Annotated in this window: 20 protein-coding genes; 13 read left to right on the top strand and 7 right to left on the bottom strand. The window is 49.6% G+C overall.

All coding sequences use genetic code 11. The features are described from left to right. Positions 1–18: 18 nt before the first annotated feature. On the bottom strand, positions 19–693 hold the full coding sequence (locus ICL55_RS08930; protein WP_188096190.1) for a FadR/GntR family transcriptional regulator: 675 nt from the start codon (positions 691–693) through the stop codon (positions 19–21). 208 nt (positions 694–901) lie between these two features. Between ICL55_RS08930 and ICL55_RS08925 the strand changes: the two genes are divergently transcribed. The 8 genes from ICL55_RS08925 (at position 902) to ICL55_RS08890 (ending at position 10,495) form a co-directional block, all read left to right on the top strand. After that, entirely contained in the window at positions 902–1,579 is a 678-nt protein-coding gene (locus ICL55_RS08925) for a sterol desaturase family protein (protein ID WP_188096188.1), read from the top strand. A gap of 88 nt (positions 1,580–1,667) precedes the next feature. Beyond that, positions 1,668–4,061, top strand: coding sequence for an alpha/beta hydrolase family protein (locus tag ICL55_RS08920; protein WP_188096186.1), 2,394 nt, complete (start codon positions 1,668–1,670; stop codon positions 4,059–4,061). 358 nt (positions 4,062–4,419) lie between these two features. After that, positions 4,420–5,298 carry a helix-turn-helix transcriptional regulator gene (locus ICL55_RS08915; protein ID WP_188096175.1) on the top strand — a complete coding sequence of 293 codons (879 nt, stop codon included), beginning with the start codon at positions 4,420–4,422 and terminating at the stop codon, positions 5,296–5,298. Between the two features lie 18 nt (positions 5,299–5,316). Further along, positions 5,317–5,778 carry a DUF983 domain-containing protein gene (locus ICL55_RS08910; protein WP_188096173.1) on the top strand — a complete coding sequence of 154 codons (462 nt, stop codon included), beginning with the start codon at positions 5,317–5,319 and terminating at the stop codon, positions 5,776–5,778. Positions 5,779–5,929: 151 nt separating this feature from the next. Further along, on the top strand, positions 5,930–7,276 hold the full coding sequence (locus ICL55_RS08905; RefSeq protein WP_188096171.1) for a TolC family protein: 1,347 nt from the start codon (positions 5,930–5,932) through the stop codon (positions 7,274–7,276). 13 nt (positions 7,277–7,289) lie between these two features. Then, a complete protein-coding gene (locus ICL55_RS08900; RefSeq protein ID WP_188096169.1) occupies positions 7,290–8,522 on the top strand; it encodes an efflux RND transporter periplasmic adaptor subunit in 1,233 nt (410 codons plus the stop codon). Beyond that, on the top strand, positions 8,519–9,265 hold the full coding sequence (locus ICL55_RS08895) for an ABC transporter ATP-binding protein (protein ID WP_223151394.1): 747 nt from the start codon (positions 8,519–8,521) through the stop codon (positions 9,263–9,265). Before ICL55_RS08900 ends, ICL55_RS08895 begins: the two co-directional genes overlap by 4 nt. A 9-nt stretch (positions 9,266–9,274) precedes the next feature. Further along, positions 9,275–10,495: an ABC transporter permease gene (locus ICL55_RS08890; RefSeq protein WP_188096167.1), complete on the top strand. Its 1,221-nt coding sequence runs from the start codon at positions 9,275–9,277 to the stop codon at positions 10,493–10,495. 98 nt (positions 10,496–10,593) lie between these two features. Here the strand turns inward: ICL55_RS08890 and ICL55_RS08885 are convergent, their stop codons facing one another. Beyond that, positions 10,594–10,899, bottom strand: a complete 306-nt coding sequence (locus tag ICL55_RS08885) for a hypothetical protein (protein WP_188096165.1) — start codon at positions 10,897–10,899, stop codon at positions 10,594–10,596. Positions 10,900–11,101: 202 nt separating this feature from the next. Between ICL55_RS08885 and ICL55_RS08880 the strand changes: the two genes are divergently transcribed. Next, positions 11,102–11,716, top strand: coding sequence for a hypothetical protein (locus ICL55_RS08880; RefSeq protein ID WP_188096163.1), 615 nt, complete (start codon positions 11,102–11,104; stop codon positions 11,714–11,716). Positions 11,717–11,834: 118 nt separating this feature from the next. On the opposite strand, the gene ICL55_RS08875 is transcribed toward ICL55_RS08880, so the two are convergent. Beyond that, on the bottom strand, positions 11,835–12,230 hold the full coding sequence (locus ICL55_RS08875) for a nuclear transport factor 2 family protein (protein WP_188096161.1): 396 nt from the start codon (positions 12,228–12,230) through the stop codon (positions 11,835–11,837). A gap of 150 nt (positions 12,231–12,380) precedes the next feature. Between ICL55_RS08875 and ICL55_RS08870 the strand changes: the two genes are divergently transcribed. Next, positions 12,381–13,382, top strand: coding sequence for an AraC family transcriptional regulator (locus ICL55_RS08870; protein ID WP_188096159.1), 1,002 nt, complete (start codon positions 12,381–12,383; stop codon positions 13,380–13,382). Here the strand turns inward: ICL55_RS08870 and ICL55_RS08865 are convergent. Further along, positions 13,370–13,957: an SMI1/KNR4 family protein gene (locus ICL55_RS08865; RefSeq protein ID WP_188096157.1), complete on the bottom strand. Its 588-nt coding sequence runs from the start codon at positions 13,955–13,957 to the stop codon at positions 13,370–13,372. The genes ICL55_RS08870 and ICL55_RS08865 overlap by 13 nt on opposite strands. Before the next feature lie 128 nt (positions 13,958–14,085). On the opposite strand from ICL55_RS08865, the gene ICL55_RS08860 reads away from it, so the two are divergent. Further along, the gene (locus tag ICL55_RS08860) at positions 14,086–14,373 is read left to right on the top strand and encodes a hypothetical protein (RefSeq protein WP_188096155.1); all 288 of its coding nucleotides are present in this window, start codon (positions 14,086–14,088) and stop codon (positions 14,371–14,373) included. Between the two features lie 55 nt (positions 14,374–14,428). Here ICL55_RS08860 and ICL55_RS08855 read toward each other — a convergent pair whose 3' ends face one another. Then, positions 14,429–15,280: an AraC family transcriptional regulator gene (locus ICL55_RS08855; protein ID WP_188096153.1), complete on the bottom strand. Its 852-nt coding sequence runs from the start codon at positions 15,278–15,280 to the stop codon at positions 14,429–14,431. Positions 15,281–15,363: 83 nt separating this feature from the next. Between ICL55_RS08855 and ICL55_RS08850 the strand changes: the two genes are divergently transcribed. Next, a complete protein-coding gene (locus tag ICL55_RS08850) occupies positions 15,364–15,762 on the top strand; it encodes a DoxX family membrane protein (protein ID WP_188096151.1) in 399 nt (132 codons plus the stop codon). 153 nt (positions 15,763–15,915) lie between these two features. Here the strand turns inward: ICL55_RS08850 and ICL55_RS08845 are convergent, their stop codons facing one another. Then, positions 15,916–17,511, bottom strand: a complete 1,596-nt coding sequence (locus ICL55_RS08845; RefSeq protein ID WP_188096149.1) for a Na+/H+ antiporter — start codon at positions 17,509–17,511, stop codon at positions 15,916–15,918. A 105-nt stretch (positions 17,512–17,616) separates the two neighbouring features. On the opposite strand from ICL55_RS08845, the gene ICL55_RS08840 reads away from it, so the two are divergent. Beyond that, positions 17,617–18,348 (top strand): hypothetical protein, encoded by a 732-nt coding sequence (locus ICL55_RS08840; RefSeq protein WP_188096147.1) that lies wholly within the window; start codon positions 17,617–17,619, stop codon positions 18,346–18,348. Here the strand turns inward: ICL55_RS08840 and ICL55_RS08835 are convergent. Next, the gene (locus ICL55_RS08835) at positions 18,314–19,138 is read right to left on the bottom strand and encodes a hypothetical protein (protein ID WP_188096145.1); all 825 of its coding nucleotides are present in this window, start codon (positions 19,136–19,138) and stop codon (positions 18,314–18,316) included. The genes ICL55_RS08840 and ICL55_RS08835 overlap by 35 nt on opposite strands.

Below are 19,138 nucleotides of genomic sequence, written 5' to 3'. Positions count from 1 at the left end.
GGCGTTGTGACCGGAATACTACTTGCTTTGGGTACTGATTTTGGTGGCCCAGAGCAATGCCTTTTTCGAGTCTTTGTCAACGATACTTTGCAGCAGTGCATCGTGTAGTGACTGTGATTCCACAAATGAGTCGGTATTGCTGTACCGTGCTACAAACGACGCTTTCAGGTGCGTAGCCACCGTCCTGTAGAGGTCCAGCATGATCTCATTTTTGGATGCTTCCGCAATCGCCGTGTGGAAGTTGATATCCGCCTGGATACAAGGCTCCAGCTCATTGGCCGTAGCAGTGGTGAAACGTTTTTTCAGGAAACCTTTCATCTTCTCTATATCCTTGTTGTTACGGTGGATAGCAGCCCTCTCGGCAATTTTTACTTCCAGCAGCAGCCTCACTTCGTTCAACTCCTCAAAGTCTGCCCGCTGCAGCCGCTGGCTTAGCGGTTCCCCGCTACCGATCTGTGATATCACAAAAGTACCAAGCCCCTGCTGTACCTTCACCAGTCCTTTATTGGCCAATATCTTCACGGCCTCGCGTATACTAGAGCGGCCCACGCCAAATTGTTGCATGAGTTCCGGCTCCGTCGGCAACCGCTGCCCGGTGGTGTATTTACCACTGAATATCAATTCCTGCAGCCTGTCGGCCACCTCTTCCGCGAGATTTTGACGCTTTAATGGCGCTGATCCTGTATTCATCATATCATCAGATGTTTGCAAAGATAAGAAATCATTTGGTTATTTGGTAATTTTAATATTTGGTTATTGGATTTACAGATTTTGAGATTTTGGAATTTAGAGAATAGATGGCAATACATTTTATGATGTTGTTAAATAGTATTTATGGAACCGACAACACTCCAAAATCAGAAAATTCCTAAATCCCTAAATCCAATGATAAAATATCTAAATGATAAAATATCTAAATAACATACCGTGGTTTTTCTTTTTGACAGAAAATGTACTGATCGTGCTGGGGGTGCTGGCCTGGGGCAACTACCTGCTACACCGGCCTGCACGCCGGATGTTCGACTATACCCGCTATCAATGGCGCATCTGTATCGTCACCACATTGCTCAACACCCTGGTCACTTTTGCGGGATACTGGCTGTGGAAACATGCATACATCCGCATTCATGAAACGCTGTCGTGGCGTGTGCTGACAGATGCGCTGGTATTGTTCCTCGTCATGGACCTGCTCATGTATGTTTTCCATTACCTGATCCATCAAACGTTTTTATACCGGCTGTTGCATCGCCTGCATCATGAGGCAATAGATCCGGTGCCGATCGATCTGTTTGTCCTGCATCCCCTGGAAACACTCAGCTTCGGGACGTTATGGTTGCTGGTACTGCTGCCGTTCAACATGAACCTGTATGGCATTTTGATCTATCTCATCATCAACGTGGTTTTCGGTATGACCGGCCACCTCGGTATAGAACCGCTTCCTGAAAATATGCGGCGATGGCCGGTGTTAAAATACCTCGGCACCTCCACTTTTCACCACGATCATCACCGGCAGGAGCATTACAACTACGGTTTCTATACCAGCATTTGGGACCGACTCTTCGGTACCCTGAAGCGATAGATGGCTTACCGCTTAAATAACACCCTTCAGATAACCGGAATAATGTACTATTTTGGCCAGATTCATTTTTTCAGAATCAAACTGCTGTATGAGAAAATTAGTATTAACACTGTCGGTGTTCATCACTTTCCGTGCCTATGCACAGGATGCGCTGAAATATCAGACGCCTGCACAGAGCATTATGGAGCTGGCCATGGCCGCTCCTTCTCCCGCTGTCAACTTTAGCAGGGGAGATCTGATGCTGATCATGGACCGCACCGGATTCCCTACCATCGAAGAACTGTCGCAGCCGGAATACCGGTTAGCCGGCTATCGTATCAATCCGGCCAATTTTGGCCCGAGCCGCGCCAGCTATATCACCGGTATCCGTATCAAAGAAGTGACCGGTAAACGGGAATATGCCGTGACAGGCGTACCTGCCGGTGCCCGCATCGGTAATGTTACCTGGTCTCCGCTGAAAAAAAGCTTCGCTTTTACCGTAACCACCAACAACGGCATCACCCTGTGGAAAACAGATGTGGCCACCGGGGAAGCTAAACAAATCAGTTCCCGTCGCCTGAACGACACGTTCGGCGGCGCTTTCCGCTGGATTGACGAAGACCGCATCCTGGTGCTGTCTGTACCCGCCGGCATCGGCGTTGCACCGGAGAAACCACTGGCGCCGGAAGGCCCCACAGTACAGCAAACATCCGGCAAAGCGGCTCCTGCTGCCACTTATCAGGATATGCTGAAAAATCCCTACGATGAAAAGCTGTTCGACTACTATTTCCAGTCAGAACCATTGATCATCAGCGCTGCCGGGGAAAAAGCCATCGGTAAAGCCGCTATATATACAGGTATCACTCCGTCTCCCGATAAACAATATTTACTCGTACACCAGTTGAGCCGCCCGTATTCTTATCTCGTGGGAGCAGGACGTTTCCCTACAGAGATCAGCATCTGGGACCTGCAAGGCTCCGTGGTGAAACAACTCGCTAAAAATCCGCTGGATGAAGTAAGGCCCAAAGGCTTCGACGCTGCCAGCAACTACCCCCGCGACTATCAATGGCGCAACGATGCTCCGGCCACCATTTGCTGGGTACAGGCCCTCGATGGCGGTGATCCTAAAAAAGAAGTGCCTTTCCGCGACGTGGTCAATACCCTCGACGCTCCGTTCACCGCCGCGCCGGTGGAACTGGTGAAAACGAAAGACCGCTTTGATGCTGTTCTCTGGGGCAACAGCCAGCTGGCCCTCGTAACAGAAAGCAATGTCAGCAAACAGACCGTGAAAGTAAGCCGCATCGCTCCGTCCCATCCCGGACAAGAGCCGGTGGCCGTTATCAACCGCTCCGTTAATGACCGTTATAACGACCCCGGAGATCCGGTTACCGTGAAAAACGAATACAACAGGTCCGTGCTGTACGTGTCTCCGGCTAACGAACTGCTGATGATTGCGCCCGGTGCCTCTCCGGAAGGTGACCGCCCGTTCCTCTCCAGCTTCAGCCTGAAAGACGGCAAGCAGCACATCCTGTGGCGTTCCCAGGCTCCTTATTATGAAACAGTGGCGGAAGTGGTGGACCCGGCTAAACAAGTGATTGTGGTAGCCCGTGAGTCTGCATCAACCCCCGTGAACTATTACCTGCAGCACCTGAAAAAGAAATCAGCTGCTGTAGCGCTAACCAATTTCCCGCATCCACAACCCTTACTGGAAGGGGTACAGAAGCAGCTGCTAAAATACAAACGGAAAGACGGTGTAGACCTTACCGCCATGCTGTACCTGCCTAAAGGCTACGATGCCGCCAAAGATGGCCGCTTACCGGTACTGATGTGGGCTTATCCCCGTGAATACAAGTCGGCCTCCGATGCGGCACAGGTAAGAGGTTCTGCCTATAAATTCACCCGGGTGACGTACGGTTCCCCTATTTTCTGGGTAACACGCGGCTTCGCCGTTATGGACGCCGCCGAAATGCCCATCGTAGGCGAAGGGGATAAAGAACCCAACGATAACTTCATAGACCAGCTGGCGATGAACGCCGAAGCAGCGGTAGACAAAATCACCAGCATGGGTGTGGGCGATAAAGACCGCATCGCTGTAGGTGGCCACTCCTACGGTGCATTCATGACCGCTAACCTGCTGGCGCACACCAACCTGTTTAAAGCCGGTATCGCCCGTAGCGGTGCCTACAACCGTACGCTGACGCCTTTTGGTTTCCAGAACGAACAACGTACCTACTGGCAGGCGCCCGACGTGTACTATAAAATGTCACCGTTCTCCTACGCCGATAAGCTGAAAGCACCCATCCTCATGATCCACGGGGAAGCAGACAATAACTCCGGCACATTCCCCATCCAGAGCGAAAGACTGTACAATGCCCTCAAAGGCAACGGTGGCACCGCCCGCCTGGTATTCCTGCCACAGGAAAGCCATGGCTATGCCGCCAAAGAAAGCATTCTGCACATGCTGTGGGAAATGGACAACTGGCTGATGAAATACGTGAAATAACCCGCATTTTGGTCCCCAGGGCTGAAGCCCTGGGCTACGATGTGTTTCAGGCGTGTTTATCACTGGTGTTTCGTTACTGATAGTTCAGCATTTCAATATTAAACCACGCCCACAGCAGGAGCTGTATAACATCATAATCGTACTATGATGTTATACAGCTCCTGCTGCTTATTAGATGTTCGTGCGTCCATATTACCCCATCCATTTGAACATCCCTGAAAACACATCGTAGCCCGGGGCTTTAGCCCCGGGATTATATGATAAAAAACCCGCAAATATCCAGAATAGGTAAAAAGTACCATTGAAGCCCCATATAACACAATCAATTTCCCTGCACGCCCTGTACCTTTGTGTTATCATGTCAAAGGCACATATCCATACATATGACATCTGCTCGCTGGGAATGGGTAAACCCGCTTCAGAGGACATTCTGGTAGCAAGATTTACCGATTACCTGGCTGCACATCCGGACATCAAATTCCCGCACCGGCACTCTTTTTACCATCTGGCATTTTTTACCGGTGGGAAAGGGGCCCATACGATCGATTTTGAGCGCTTTCCGGTAAAACCCGGCCAATTGTATTTCATGGTTCCCGGGCAGGTGCACAGCTGGTTTTTTGAAGGACGCATTGAAGGATATGTGGTGAATGTGGCCGCTGGCTTCTTTAACGCCTTTTTGCAGGATGCCGGCTACGTGGAGCGTTTCCCGTTTTTCAGCGGTGTCAGTGCGGAAGGGGTGGTGATGCTGCCGGAAGAGGCCCGGCCACGCGTGGTGGCATTGTTTGAAAAAATGCTGCTGGAAATGGACGGTACGGAAGCCTACAGTCATGATATGTTACGACTGCTTATGCTGGAGATGTTCGTGAAAGTAAGCCGGGTAACACGCCATGGCGACGCCCCGCAGGAACCGCCGCATAACTACGTGCTGCTGCGCAATTTCCGTAAACTGGTGGAACAGCATTACATGCAGCTGAGGCTGCCGAAAGATTATGCGGCGTTGTTGTATGTGACACCCAATTATCTTAATGCTTTCTGCCGGCATATGCTGGGCAAATCGGCCGGCGAAATTATCCGCGACCGGGTGCTGCTGGAGGCTAAGAGGTTGTTGATCAATGTAGATACCAGCATCTCTACGATCGCCTACCAGCTGAGCTTTGGTGATAATTCCTACTTCACGAAATTCTTCAAAAAATATGAAGGCGTAACACCGGAGGAATTCCGGAAGAATATTTCCTGACAATAAAAGCTTCAATATATGTGTGCAGATAAAAATCATGAGAAACCGAATATTTTCAAAAGCGTATTCACCAACAAATGCGCACGCTGCAGAAGAGGTGCTATCTTCCTCAGCAAAAATCCCTATGACCTTAAAAACTGTATGAAGATGCCGGAAAAATGCCCGGTATGTGGTCAACAGGTGGAAGTGGAAGTAGGCTTTTACTACGGTACCGGTTATGTGAGCTATGCGCTGTCTGTAGCGATATGCGTGGCCAGCCTTATCGCCTGGTGGCTGTTTATCGGGTTTTCCATATATGACAACAGTATTTACTGGTGGCTTGGGTTCAACGGCCTGTTGCTGCTGAGTCTCCAACCTGTGCTGATGCGCTGGTCCAGGACCATCTGGATGGCCTTTTTCGTGAGGTATGATGAAGACTGGCAACAAGGTCCTCCGCAGGGCAGTGGCAGGGTAAATACCACTTTTAAAAATGCCATTTAACGAAGGATAGTAGGATTGAGTATAACGAATGAAAAGACGATGGTGACGGCCCGGGTATTTTTTACCCGGGTCTTCGTTTTTTTTGGTATATTAGGATAACTATTTAACCCCGTATCTGTCATTAGCTATTACTAACAGCAATGATTACACGATGAAATTTTTCCGGCGGTTTGTTACTTTGTTATGTCTGTCCCTCTGGACGTATGGCAACAATCCGCTGATAGCCCAGGACAGCACCCAAACGCCGCTGCCGGCTATCTGGAGTTTACAGGATTGTCTGAATTACGCCATGCAAAACAATATCCGGCTGAACAGCCTGCGGCTGAGCCGGATGAGCAGCGAACAGGACCTCTTGCTGTCAAAAGCGGCCCGGTTGCCTAATCTTACCGGTTCGGCTTCCCAAACCCTGACCGGCCGTAAAACACTCACCGCCAGCGGTAGCATGCCCTACGAAGGCGCCTTCTCGGGCAATTACTCCGTCAATTCCAATGTAACCCTTTATCAGGGTGGTTATCTCAACTATGATATCAAACAAAAAGGATTGCTGACACAGGTGGCCGATCTGAACATGGCGCAACAGGTCAACGATATGACCATCCAGATAACACAGGCTTACCTCAATATCCTGCTGGCCAGGGAAAATATCGTCTATGTGAAAGACCTTGTCACCACTTCCGAAGCGCAGGTGCAACAGGCACAACAGCGCTACGATGTAGGGAGCATCGCGCTCAAAGATCTGGCTTCTTTGCAATCCCAGCTGGCGGCCGACCGCTATAACCTCGTGACGGCAGAAAACCAGCACCGCCTGAATAAACTGACGCTCAAACAACTATTACAACTGCCCAGCCCCTACGATTTTGATATCTTTTCCCCCGACACGTTGGTGTCCAGTCATCTGGTAGTACCGCTGCAGGAGGCACAGGATACGGCGCTGGCCAACCGGCCGGAAGTAAAAAGCGCTGAACTGGGCGTCGACGTATCGTCGCTGGACCTGGCCAAAGCCCGCGCAGGCTTCCTGCCCACGCTCAGCGCCGGTGGCGCACTCGGCAGCTCTTACCTCAGAGATCCCGGGAATAACTTTTTCAAACAGCTGGACAATAACTTCTATCAGCAGATAGGGCTCACGCTGTCTGTGCCCATATTTACCCGCAGACTCAATAAAACCAATGTGGAGAAATCCAGACTGGAAGTAGATCAGTCGAAGCTAACGCTGAAGGATACACGTACTAACCTGTCACAGACAGTGGAGCAGGCGTACATCAATGTACAGAATGCGCAAGGCCAGTATGATGCTTCGGTGGAGCAGCTGCGTTATGCGACAGAAAGCTACCGTATCGCAACTGAACAGCTGAAAGTAGGAGTGGCCAATATGGTGGATTTTCTCCAGCAGAAAAACCTGTATGTGCAGGCATTCCAGGCTTATATACAGGCTAAATACAACGCGGCATTGACAATCAGGATATATGATTTTTACAGGGGCGTAGCTGTAAAACTATAAATGCAATTGACGTATGAGAAAATATAAAAAGGTTATCATCGTGGCGGTTATCCTGCTGGTGGCGCTGGCCATCTGGTTTGTCTTTATCAGGAAAAAGCGTCAGCAGATAACATTTGATACGGTAAAACCTGCCTATGGTCATATAGCCACCACCGTTACTGCCACCGGTACCATACAGCCGGTGGATACTGTGGCCGTAGGCGCCCAGGTATCCGGTACGCTGAAATACCTGTATGTGGATTTTAACTCGAAGGTGAAAAAAGGAGAGAAACTCGGGGAACTGGACAAAGTGCTGTTTCAGGCGCAGGTGGACCAATTCCGGGCCAACCTGCAAGTGTCGCAGTCCAATCTGGATTATCAAAACAACAATTTCCATAGGCAGGAACTGCTCTTTAAAACAGGCGCCATCGCCAAAGCAGATTACGATGTGGCATATAACCAGCTGGGACAGGCAAAAGCGCAGGTCGCCAGCGTGAATGCGCAACTGGCATCGGCACTGAAAAATTTATCGTTTACAGATATCATCTCCCCGATCAATGGCGTGGTACTCAACAGGAGCGTCAGCGTGGGACAAACAGTGGCGGCCAGTTTTAACACGCCTACCTTGTTTGTGATCGCGAAAGATATTACCAAGATGCAGGTGGAAGCCAGTGTAGACGAAGCAGACATCGGCAATGTAAAAGACTCGCAGCGTGTAACCTTTACCGTAGATGCTTATCTGGAAGATGTGTTCGCCGGAAAAGTGCAGGAGATACGGTTGCAGCCTTCCGTATCCTCCAACGTGGTAACGTATAACACTATCATCAACGCTTCCAACGAATCAATGAAGCTGAAGCCGGGCATGACGGCCAATGTAACGATCTATACAGCGGAGAAGGACAGTGTGCTGCTCCTGCCGGTAAAAGCGCTCAAGTTCCGTCCCGATTCGGCACTGTTGAAAGACTACGTTATCGTCAGTGCTATCAGTCGGCAGCAGCGACATGCAATGCCCACAGATACCAGCGGTAAATTCAAAAGCGTGCAGCGGGTGGGGTCTTCCAATTATGTATGGGTGCTGCGGGGAGATACCCTGTTGCAGAAGCATATCCGTACCGGCCTGAATGACAATACGCAGATTGAAGTCATACATGGACTAACGCCACAGGACGTAGTGGTGACGGCCGTCAACGGCAGCACCGGCCCCACGGCGGCGGCAGGCAACAAAAGCCCGTTCTTGCCCAGGATGGGAGGAGGGCGCAGGCGATGAACAACAAAATCCTCGAGCTTCAGCAGATAAAGCGTGAATTTGTGATGGGCACGGAAACCGTCCGCGCATTGAAAGGCGTTTCTTTCGATGTGCATGCCGGAGAGTTTGTGACCATTATGGGTAGCAGCGGCTCTGGTAAAACCACGCTACTTAATCTGCTCGGCTGCCTCGACAAGCCCACGGCCGGCAACTATCTGCTGGATGGTGTAGATGTCGGCAACCTCTCACGCAATGAGCTGGCCAGATTGCGCAACCGAAAAATCGGATTTGTGTTTCAGGCTTATAACCTGCTACCCCGCACTTCCGCGCTGGAAAATGTGGAGCTGCCGCTGTTCTATAACCCATCCCTGACAGCCTCGGAGAGAAAAGACAAAGCAGTGAAGGCGCTCGAAGCCGTGAAACTGGCCGACCGGCTGGACCATACGCCCAGCCAGCTTTCCGGCGGACAGCAGCAGCGTGTGGCGATTGCCCGCGCATTAGTCAACCAGCCGGTGATGATCCTCGCAGATGAGGCAACGGGTAACCTCGACACCCGCACCTCCTACGAAATCATGTCGCTGATGCAGGACCTTAACAAAGAAGGAAAAACCATCGTTTTTGTGACGCATGAACCGGACATCGCTGCGTTCAGCAGCCGCACCGTCATGCTGCGCGACGGCAAGGTGGTAAAAGATACGGTTAACGAAAATGTACGCTCGGCCAGGGAAGCGCTGGAATCGCTGCCGCCGGCGGATGATTACTAAATCAACAGCATGAGCGCCATCAACCTCATACGGATCGCCTTCAGGGCCCTGCAGCGCAATAAACTGCGGGCCTTCCTCACCATGCTCGGTATCATTATCGGCGTGGCGGCGGTGATTGCCATGGTGGCCATTGGCGAAGGCTCCAAAGAAAGTATCCAGTCGCAGCTGAGCGCCATGGGGTCTAACATGATCACGATACTGCCGTCCAGTAACGTGTCTGGCGGTGTGCGCATAGAAGGGGCCAGCTTTCAGACGCTCACCATCGTAGATGTGAAAGCGATACAGAGAAACGCGGAGCATGTGAGCGCAGTATCACCCGTTTCTTCCACCAAGGGGCAGGCTATCTACGGAGCGCTGAACTGGCCTACCAGCCTGCAAGGCGTGGCGCCTTCGTATTTTGATATCCGTAAACTCGAGATAGCCGATGGCGTTAGTTTCACCGACGCCGATGTGGCCACCGCCGCAAAGGTGTGCGTCCTCGGACAAACGGTGATCAACAACCTGTTCCCCAGTGGCGAAAGCCCGGTGGGAAAAGTGATCCGGCTCAACGCTATTCCGTTGCAGGTGATAGGTACCCTGGTGCCCAAAGGCCAGAGCTCTTTCGGACAAGATCAGGACGATATCATTCTGACACCCTATACCACTGTACAGAAGCGTATCCTGGCCACCATCTATTTTCAGAGTATCTATGCCTCTGCCGTTAGTGAAGGCGCCTCTGCACAGGCTACCGATGAGATCACGGAGATACTGCGGGAAACACACCGGCTTCGTCCCACTGACGAAAATAATTTTCAGGTGCGTACCATGGAAGAGCTGATCAAAACACTGAGTTCTACCAGCAGTCTGCTGACCGTACTGCTGACGGCCATAGCAGGTATTTCGCTGGTTATTGGCGGTATCGGGATCATGAACATCATGTATGTGTCTGTAACAGAACGTACGCGCGAAATAGGCCTGAGAATGTCCATTGGCGCGCGGGGCGTGGATATCCTGCTGCAGTTTCTGGTAGAGGCCATTATCATTAGCGTTACCGGCGGTATTATCGGGGTGGTACTGGGTGTTACAGCTGCGAAGGTCATTACGCTCGCGTTGGGATGGCCCACGATCGTATCGGAATCGTCTATCGTGCTCTCTTTCATGGTGTGTGCGCTCACCGGTGTTTTCTTCGGCTATTACCCGGCGCAGGCGGCTTCCCGCCTGGATCCGATAGAGGCGCTGCGTTATGAATAGCGGCTTGATAATTTTAAAAATTCCCTTTTTCAGTTAAAAAGATAAAAAAACCGTCAGGATATTTCCCGACGGTTTTGGAACACAATTTAACTTACAAACTACTCTTTCTTATTATGGATCTGAGAAGGTTTCAGGTATACTTTCTTTCCTTTCTCATCTACAATGTATTTCTTGTCTTTTTTGTTGATGTATACCGTTTCTCCGTTAGGTCCTTCTTTGCCTTTATAGATTTTATCTGTAATAGCCATCGCACCTTTTACAGCGATGGAGGCTGTTTTATTACCTACTTTTTTGGCGGTGCTGTCGAGTTTGTTCTGTGCAAATACAGCCTGTGCAGGTAAGGTTGCCACTGCGCCAAAAGCGAGGGCGAACAGCGCGGCGGAGATTGTTTTTGGAGCTCTCATGATTGTTATCTTTTTGTTGTTAATAACATGATTGTAATGAGGGTTAATCCAATTTTGATGCCATTCCTTTGCGCAGAATTTTGTCATTTGAGAAATAGGAGGTTACAGATGTCTCTTTTTTATGCTGGGAGATGATTACGGGGATTTTCCCCGTGGGGATATCAAGACTTTTTCGTATATTGATTAACGATAACCTTTGTCTATGAGATACACGAATGGTCTGTACCTGTCTGTTCCTACACCATGCGGGGAGAATTGGGATAAAATGACCAATACTGCTGCGGGTAAACACTGCGATAGTTGTGCTAAAACCGTAATAGACTTCTCCTTGATGACGGATGCTGAAATTTTTGCTGTTATCAGTAACAGCAGGGGGAACGTTTGTGGCCGTTTTCAGGACCACCAGCTGGACAGACTCATTAACCCACCGGCTCCTCCCCGCAAAAATTTTTTACCTGCGCTACTGTTGACCGCCGGTCTGATCACCGGAATTGCCAATCACAGTTATGCGGAAGCGAGGGACCTAGAACAGGTGGAAATGGCAATATCACCGCAGTCGCCACCGGTTCCGTTAGTACAGGAAGACACAGTAACGAAATCCAACAAAGGATACACGCTGTCGGAGGTGCAAGTGATGGCGACGGGGTTCACAAAGGGGAAAGTAGCGCTGACGGAAGCAACTATATGGGGAGACGACGCGAATCGTCGCTGTGGGAAACCTGGTGAGGTGACTGTAAGGCCCCCAAAGATGATTGAACCTATCCGTACTGCTGACCAGGAACGTCGTCAGGGTAAAAAGAAAAAACGTTGGTTTTAACAATTGGTGATTGCATTGCTACACTTGTCTTAATTATTCCTGTATTCCATTACAATAATAACACAACCCTTCGGGAAGCCCGTTTCCCGAAGGGTTGTGTTATTAGGGGCATAGCCCGTTAGTTTCCCCAGAATTGATCTTCATGTGCCAGATCTGCCGCATATATTTTAGCCGCCACAATCTGACCGTCTTTTACCGTATATACGTCTACGTTGTCTGTGTCCAGTGTAGCGCCAGGTCTGCTTGCTTTCCAGTTTAACAGGACGGCCGCCTGATCACCATGAACGGTAATAGATTTCACATCCGCCAGTGTCATGGTATTGGCAGACACTTCAAACATACCGCCCACCATCTGAAATACTTCACCGGCTGAGCTTTTAGTGCCGGAAAAGCGATTGTTGCCCGGTTGCTGCCAGGTGATTTCAGGGTGGAGCAGAGCGCCCAGTTTTTCGAGATCTACCTGCTGTACTGCTGCTACGAATGCTTTTACTACGGATAAAGTTTGATTTTCCATGATGATTGTTTTTGAGTGATGGTTTATTGTTTGTTTGATGATACAAAGCTACTATCACCGGCATCCCATTTGTTTATCATTTCACGACAAACGATTGTCATTTCACGACAGCCTGTTTTTTATCCGGCGAGGGATAAATAACTTTAGGATATGAATCAAATAGTATTATCTATTATCGCTTATGCGGTACAACGTGATATAGACGCGGCAAAGCTCTGTCAGCTGGCGGGCATCAACCTGACTGCCTTAAAGAAAAATAATGCGCCGCCGGTTACACAGCAGCAGCTGGATGCGCTGTGGCTGCATGCGACACAGCTGTCGGGCGACCCGCTGTTCGGGTTGCATTTCGCCGCTTCCGTACAGCCGGCAGCGTTGGGCGTAGTGGGACAGATTATTCAGACCAGCGCCACAGTGGGTGAAGCGCTGACACATGCGGCCGCACTGACGCATCATGTAACAGACCAATGCCGGCTGGAGATTGCCCGGAACAGTAAAAACTTTACCGTTCGGTTTATCCCGGCAAGGGGTAACGTCAACGAACCTACGGCATCCTTCCGCAACCTGGTGGAGCTGTTGATGGTCATTACCATTCATGAAGTGTCGGGACTGATGCTGGAGAAAATTGTGCCGTTAACGGTAAGACTACCCTATCATGTACGGGACATGGCGGCTTATGAACAGATATTTCGTTGCCGGCCAACCAAACGTGCCGGTGAATATGCCCTGGTATTCGATGCACGTTACTGGGACGAGCCGATACTAACGGCCAACTACGAACTGCAAAACATGCTGCTGAAGAAAGTGGCCGCTATTACACAGCAGCAGCCATCGAAGACGGTAAATAACCTGCAAACGAGGGTATATAACTATCTGGTGGCCAATTCCTATCTGGGCATTATATCGCTGGAGGAGATGGCGGCCAATTTTAACCTGAGCCCACGAAGCCTGCAACGTAAACTGAAAGACGAAGGGGTGAAGTACCAGGAAATAGCCGATGCCGTGAGGAAGTCCCTGGCGCTGTATTATATCTCTTCCGGTAGTTATCCGCTGAAAGATATTTCTTATATGCTGGGGTATAATGAACTGAGTGCTTTTACCCGCGCTTTCCGGCGGTGGACAGGCAGCAGTCCGCTACAATATCAGTCGTTGTAGTTGAAAGTGGTGTTTTTGTGCACAATGCCCCACTTCTTAACGAAAATATAATCCCCTTTTTCGAGGGCATCGAGGTAGTTATGGATCCACTCCCGGAAGGAACGTGCCACGATTTCCCGGTGCCCGTCATCATGCCACAGGGTAATGATCTGGCCATAGTTGCCCTCAGGGGCGGGGTCAAGGTCTATGCAGAGGAAGTTGCCGAAGCCATCGGCTGTAAAGGGTAGCCAGTGGGGGTTCCACCAGTCGGCCCTGATACCGGTGTCGGGCTCTGAGGCAATGGGCTCATCATTGTAGGTATAGGTGCCGGAGGCGATGAGATCGTGCCAGTAATGCCATTTATTGGTGATCTCTTCCAGCGGCAGCAGCTGATCGCCATCTACCAGGCCAGGCCTGGCTTTATGCTGTCCGTCATGTATAGCGTAGAAATCCTTGAAATCGGCCGGTATAGCCGTTTCTGTGAGTTTTTCCAAAGATTCCAGTGCGCCGTAAGGTACCCCGGGGTTTAGTACATTGAGCAGCCTGGGGGCATGCTGTCTCATCCAATTTTCCCATCGTGTCCAGTATTCTTGCATATGGTATGGGTTTAACCGACTATAAAGATGTAAAAATTCCGCCATAAATAAAAGAGGTTCATGTTGCGGACGCGTGAAAGAAATACCTACTTTTGTAACCAGCATCATTTAAACGAAAATATACCACTATGGCACAGTTACCTAAATTTCTGATCGCAGATGATCCTGTTACGGATCCGGAGAATGAATATATTTTTCATACCGAGAAACCCCGCTTCTTTGCCAAACGTGTAGAGGAGGACGAAGAAACTGCGTACATCGATATCGTCGAAGAGATTGACGACGTGGAAGCGTTCTACAAAGATTCTCCGGAAAAGAAACAGGAACTGCTTGAACAACTGGAAGACTGGTACTACTCTTACATGGAATGGCTCGAAGACGACGGTAGCGAAGATGAAGAAGACGAAGAAGAATAGTAACTGTAAGAAATTGAAAAGCGTCCGCTACTGCGGGCGCTTTTTTGTTGCATGATCAGCCAGGCTGCAATTGTAACTGCAGTTCCTTTCTGAATGCGGACGGATTGACCCCTTTATATTTTTTGAACATCCTGTTCAGATGGCTTTCATCGGTAAAGCCCAGCTCATACGCTATTTCTCCCACCCGCATGCTGCTGTATTGCAGCCTCGTTTCCACCAGCTTCAGCTTGTACTGCATAATATATTGCTGTAAACTGTCCCCGTTATTCCGCTTGAAATATTCGCTCAGGTAGGTGGGCGATATATTAAAGTGGGAGGCTATCTGTTCGGCCCTCAATTTTTCAGGGGAATAGATATTTTCGTGGATATAGTGGAGAATATTCAGCGAAGCGTCGCTTTTGCCCGGCTGCCGCGATGGTTCGGGCAACTGGCTGGAGATATTGCGCGCCACCACCAACAGGATGGTGTTCACCATCTGCTGTGATAAGGCTTTGTGATAAGGCTGTTGATTTACCTGCTCCCGGATAAGCGCTTCTATCAATGATTTTACCAGCGGCTTGTCTATTTTATTTTTCAGGATACAGCCCGGCAGGTGATTGTTGTTCTGGAAGATAAATTCCAGCTGTTGTATCCACTCTTTAGGCTGATTTTTCAGGTAGACATCATTAAAGCGGATAAAGAAGAACTTAGTACTGTCTTTTACCTCAAAGGAATGGCAGTCCTGCGGCATTACGAGAAACAGCTTGTCTGCACTGTAGGGCAACTGATTCTTGTTAACACACTGGACCCCACTGCCTTCCACGATGTACACCAGCTCAAAAAAATTGTGCTTGTGCGCGTCTATCGGGCATTCCGTGCATTCGCGGTATTCGATCTCAAAGGGTTGGTATAAATTCTCCTGTATCATCTTATAAAATTACTGAATGATCCAGAATTTGTACAAAGAATTTTACCGGGAGAAGCTGACCTTTGATATATAAAATTACTGTAATGGAAAACAACACAATTGCCTATGTACTGTTAAGGCTGGCGGTAGCTGCCAGCATGTTTGGCCACGGTTTGGTAAGACTTCCCAAACTGAATGGATTCAGCCACTGGATGACCACTTCTTTCGAAAAATCTATGCTGCCCGGCGCCATGGTACTACCCTTTAGCTATATTCTTCCCATCGCGGAGTTTGTAGTAGGTCTCCTGCTGATACTGGGGCTGTTTACCCGCCTGTCCCTTATTGCCGGCGCTGCTATCATGATCATGCTGATACTGGGCACCACCCTGATAGAAGACTGGGGCTCCCTGCCTTCACAGTTGATACACGTCGCTTTTTTTGCAGGCTTGCTGGTATTTATCCAATACAATGGTTACGCGCTGGACCGGGTTATCAATAAATAATTCGGGTTTCCGGCTCTTGCTTAAAAGAGCCCGGTTCATCCGGCAGGAACGGGAAAATAACAACACCCTGTTCGGCTGGTAACCCTGTCCCTGTATTTAAAAGGCGGGTTACCAGCCGCATAGCGGTGCGCATCAGTTATCGGAGAGCAACGTTTATTCGTGACCGGGATGTCTGATCTTCATTTCATCAAGGTCCAGCTGCATTTCCTGACTGCGGATCACCTCATCACTAAAGGTGTTATGCTGTCGCAACCTGAACAGTTCCTGCCTTTGCTGCGCGTAAATGTCCGTCAGCACAGCGTGATACAGTTCCACCTCGGTTTTTTCCGTGTCGTCACATTCCATTGATTCCAATCGGGCGGAAGTACTGTTGATATTATGTTCCAGGTCTTTTTTAAGAAAGCCTATCAGTTCATTGTCTTTTACTTCAGCGGAATACTTTTGTTCCAGCCGCTGAAGGGCCACTTTCATCATAGCCAGCCGCATGCCTGCTTCCTGTTCCGCTAAAGGGGTAATGTCGTCTATCTCGCCCACTTTAATGAGTTTTATCAGCCAGGGAAGGGTGAGCCCCTGAAACACCAACGTCACCAGGATCACAATGAAAGTGATGAAAACGATCAGGTTGCGGTGCGGGAACAGTAGCGGCACAGACAGGGCAGAGGCCAGTGACACCACGCCGCGCATACCGGCCCAGCCTACTACCAGCGGCCCTTTCCAACCCGGACTGGATTCCTGCGTCCGGATCTTTTTGCTCAGCATCCGTGGAATAAAAGCGCCGGGATATACCCATAACAGCCGCACCAGAATAGTGAGGAAAGCAATGACCAGCCCATAACGGATAGCGTCGCCAATGGAGTAGTCGCCCAGCGCATGCACAATCGTTGGCAGTTCCAGCCCTATGAGCATAAAAACGATGCCGTTGAGCACAAAGATCAGCGTGCTCCATACCCCCAGCATCTGCATACGGGTGGCCCCATCAGGGAAAATGGCATGTGAACGGTAAGAAAGAAATAATCCGCCACTCACCACAGCCAATACACCAGAGAAATGGAACTGCTCCGCCGCCAGGTATATGAAGTAGGGCGTCATCAGGGTGAGGGCAGAGTCGATACTCGGCGTGGTAGGCAGCCAGCGGTGAATGGCGTACATGATGTTGGCTACTGCCAGTCCTATCAGGATGCCCATACCGGCAGACAAAAAGAAGGAGCCGACTGCCTCATGCATCACAAACTGCCCGGAAATGACCGCCGCCGCAGCAAACCGGAACACGATCAGACTGGAGGCATCGTTGATCAGGCTTTCGCCTTCCAGGACCGTCATGGCCCTTTTGGGGACTTTCAGGTGTTTCAATACGCTCGTTGCCGCCACCGCATCAGGCGGAGAGATAATGCCGCCCAGCAGAAACCCCAGCGCCAGCGTAAAACCGGGTATCATCGAATGCGATACATACGCGATAATACAGGACGTGAAAATAACAGCACCGAAAGCCAGCATGATAATAGGCCGCTTCCACTTCCAGAATTCGTTCCAGGAAGTATACCAGGCGGCTTCATACAACAGCGGCGGCAGAAAAATCGTAAAAACCAGATCAGGGTCAATCTCAATCTTCGGCAAGCCGGGGATAAAGCCAATCCCCAGCCCGGCCAGCACCAGAAAAATAGGATAAGAGATCTTTAATCGCTGGCCCAGCATTACCAGCATAAATACAACAAATAACAAAGTAAGAACAAGGAGCAAGGAGTGGTGCATACCGTGACAGATAATTTGCTGTTAAATTAAGAAATTGTGTAATTAATTTCCTGGCGAACTATATGGATTCTTGCGTTTCCTGAATCTGATGAATAAAATATACCTATGCCTTTACGCCTGGTCCTGTTACTGTTTGTGTACCTGCTGATTATCGGTGGTTGCCGCTTCCAACCGGTCAATACGGTAGAAGGGAAGCTGGTCCTGATAGATTCCTCCCTGCCGGCGGATAAAGCGAAGCTGTATAACGGTGATGACTATAGTACGGCGTTTCCTGTTTATTATATGGGGCCTGTTGCCGATACGATTGTGTTACCGTCCAGCCCTTTGCGGTCTCACCGGAAATCCGGAGATGAAGAATTTGGAGAGCATGCACCCTGGACACCTGCCGACTCCACACACCTGCAAATAGTGGTGGACACTGCTTACCGGTTGTCCAATGCTTCGCGGTACAGCCATGCCTACTGGTCCGCGAAAACCGGGACTTATACTGAGGTATTGGATTCAGTGGTGTATTACAAAGCCATTCCTGTTTTTCTGTATAACAAAGGGAATGGCGTATTCAACATTGGCATTTTCGGTGAGTTGAGCCGCATCATCCTGCAGGCCAAAAATGAAAAAGGTGACTGGCAGGATATTGTAGGGCCACGGAGGTACCGTTGTGGTACAGGGGCCAGTGATCAGGTACTGAAGGGAGGAGAAGTAGCGGTGGCTAAACTCTTCCTGATAGACGGTGATTATCATACCTCTTGTCGGCTGAAGTTCAAAAGCCGGAAGGACACCGTGTATTCCAACGTATTCTCGTTTACAATTGAGAAACGGCTGCTGGAGAAGGATTGACGGGAGGATTGTGGTATAGTTGCATGACGAGCCAGCGTAGTAACTCCATCTTATCATTTTGGCGAAATCCGGGAAAGTTTTTTTCAAAAAACCGTGTGATCTCCATGTTATTGCTAAAGCTGACCTGACCATTCACAGTTACCATCCAGTGAGTAAGCAAGGGGCGAAAGGAGTTGCTGAAATGGCAGATGTTGATGTAGGTGCCGTTAGTGTTTTTCAATAACATATTCCATGCGTAAGATGTGGTGGAAGAATATCCGTTTGTATGTAATATCCGTTCCAGCGTAGCCGAGGGAATCTGAGGCAGGCTGTCAAGGATGGTGGATAATCGCTGATAGTCTATCCCTTTCTTACGAAAGAAACCATATTGCAGTTTTAATTGTAAATGACCTGCAAGGGAGGAACGCATGGTATCGATCTCTCGTTTACATTGTTCGTAATGTTGCTGCGTGAATTCCATATGCTCTACAGTCATCGGTTGTTTCAGTATATTGGGTAGCGCGTGCGTAAAAATGATAATATCTAATCCTGAAATTGTCCGCGCCGGCTTGCCGGCCTTTTCCGGAGATAACAGGTTTCCGGTGGACGTGTCTGTGGTGAAAGAGAGGTGTTTTCTGTAGAAAGTAGTAGTGTTACTAAATGCAGATTGACAGCTCCAGCCTAGCCTGGTGAATTCGATCTCTGAGACATCACTATTGCAGACCTCTTTTATCTGCTGCAGATCAGTGGAAAATCGTTGCCCCAAAGCAGCAATGGGCAACAACGCAACAATCATCAGGTATAGTTTCAT

The organism is Chitinophaga varians (genome assembly GCF_014529945.1).
GTDB lineage: Bacteria > Bacteroidota > Bacteroidia > Chitinophagales > Chitinophagaceae > Chitinophaga > Chitinophaga varians.
The sequence above is the reverse complement of the archived record's forward strand: the minus strand, read 5'-3'. Positions and strand labels throughout refer to the sequence as shown.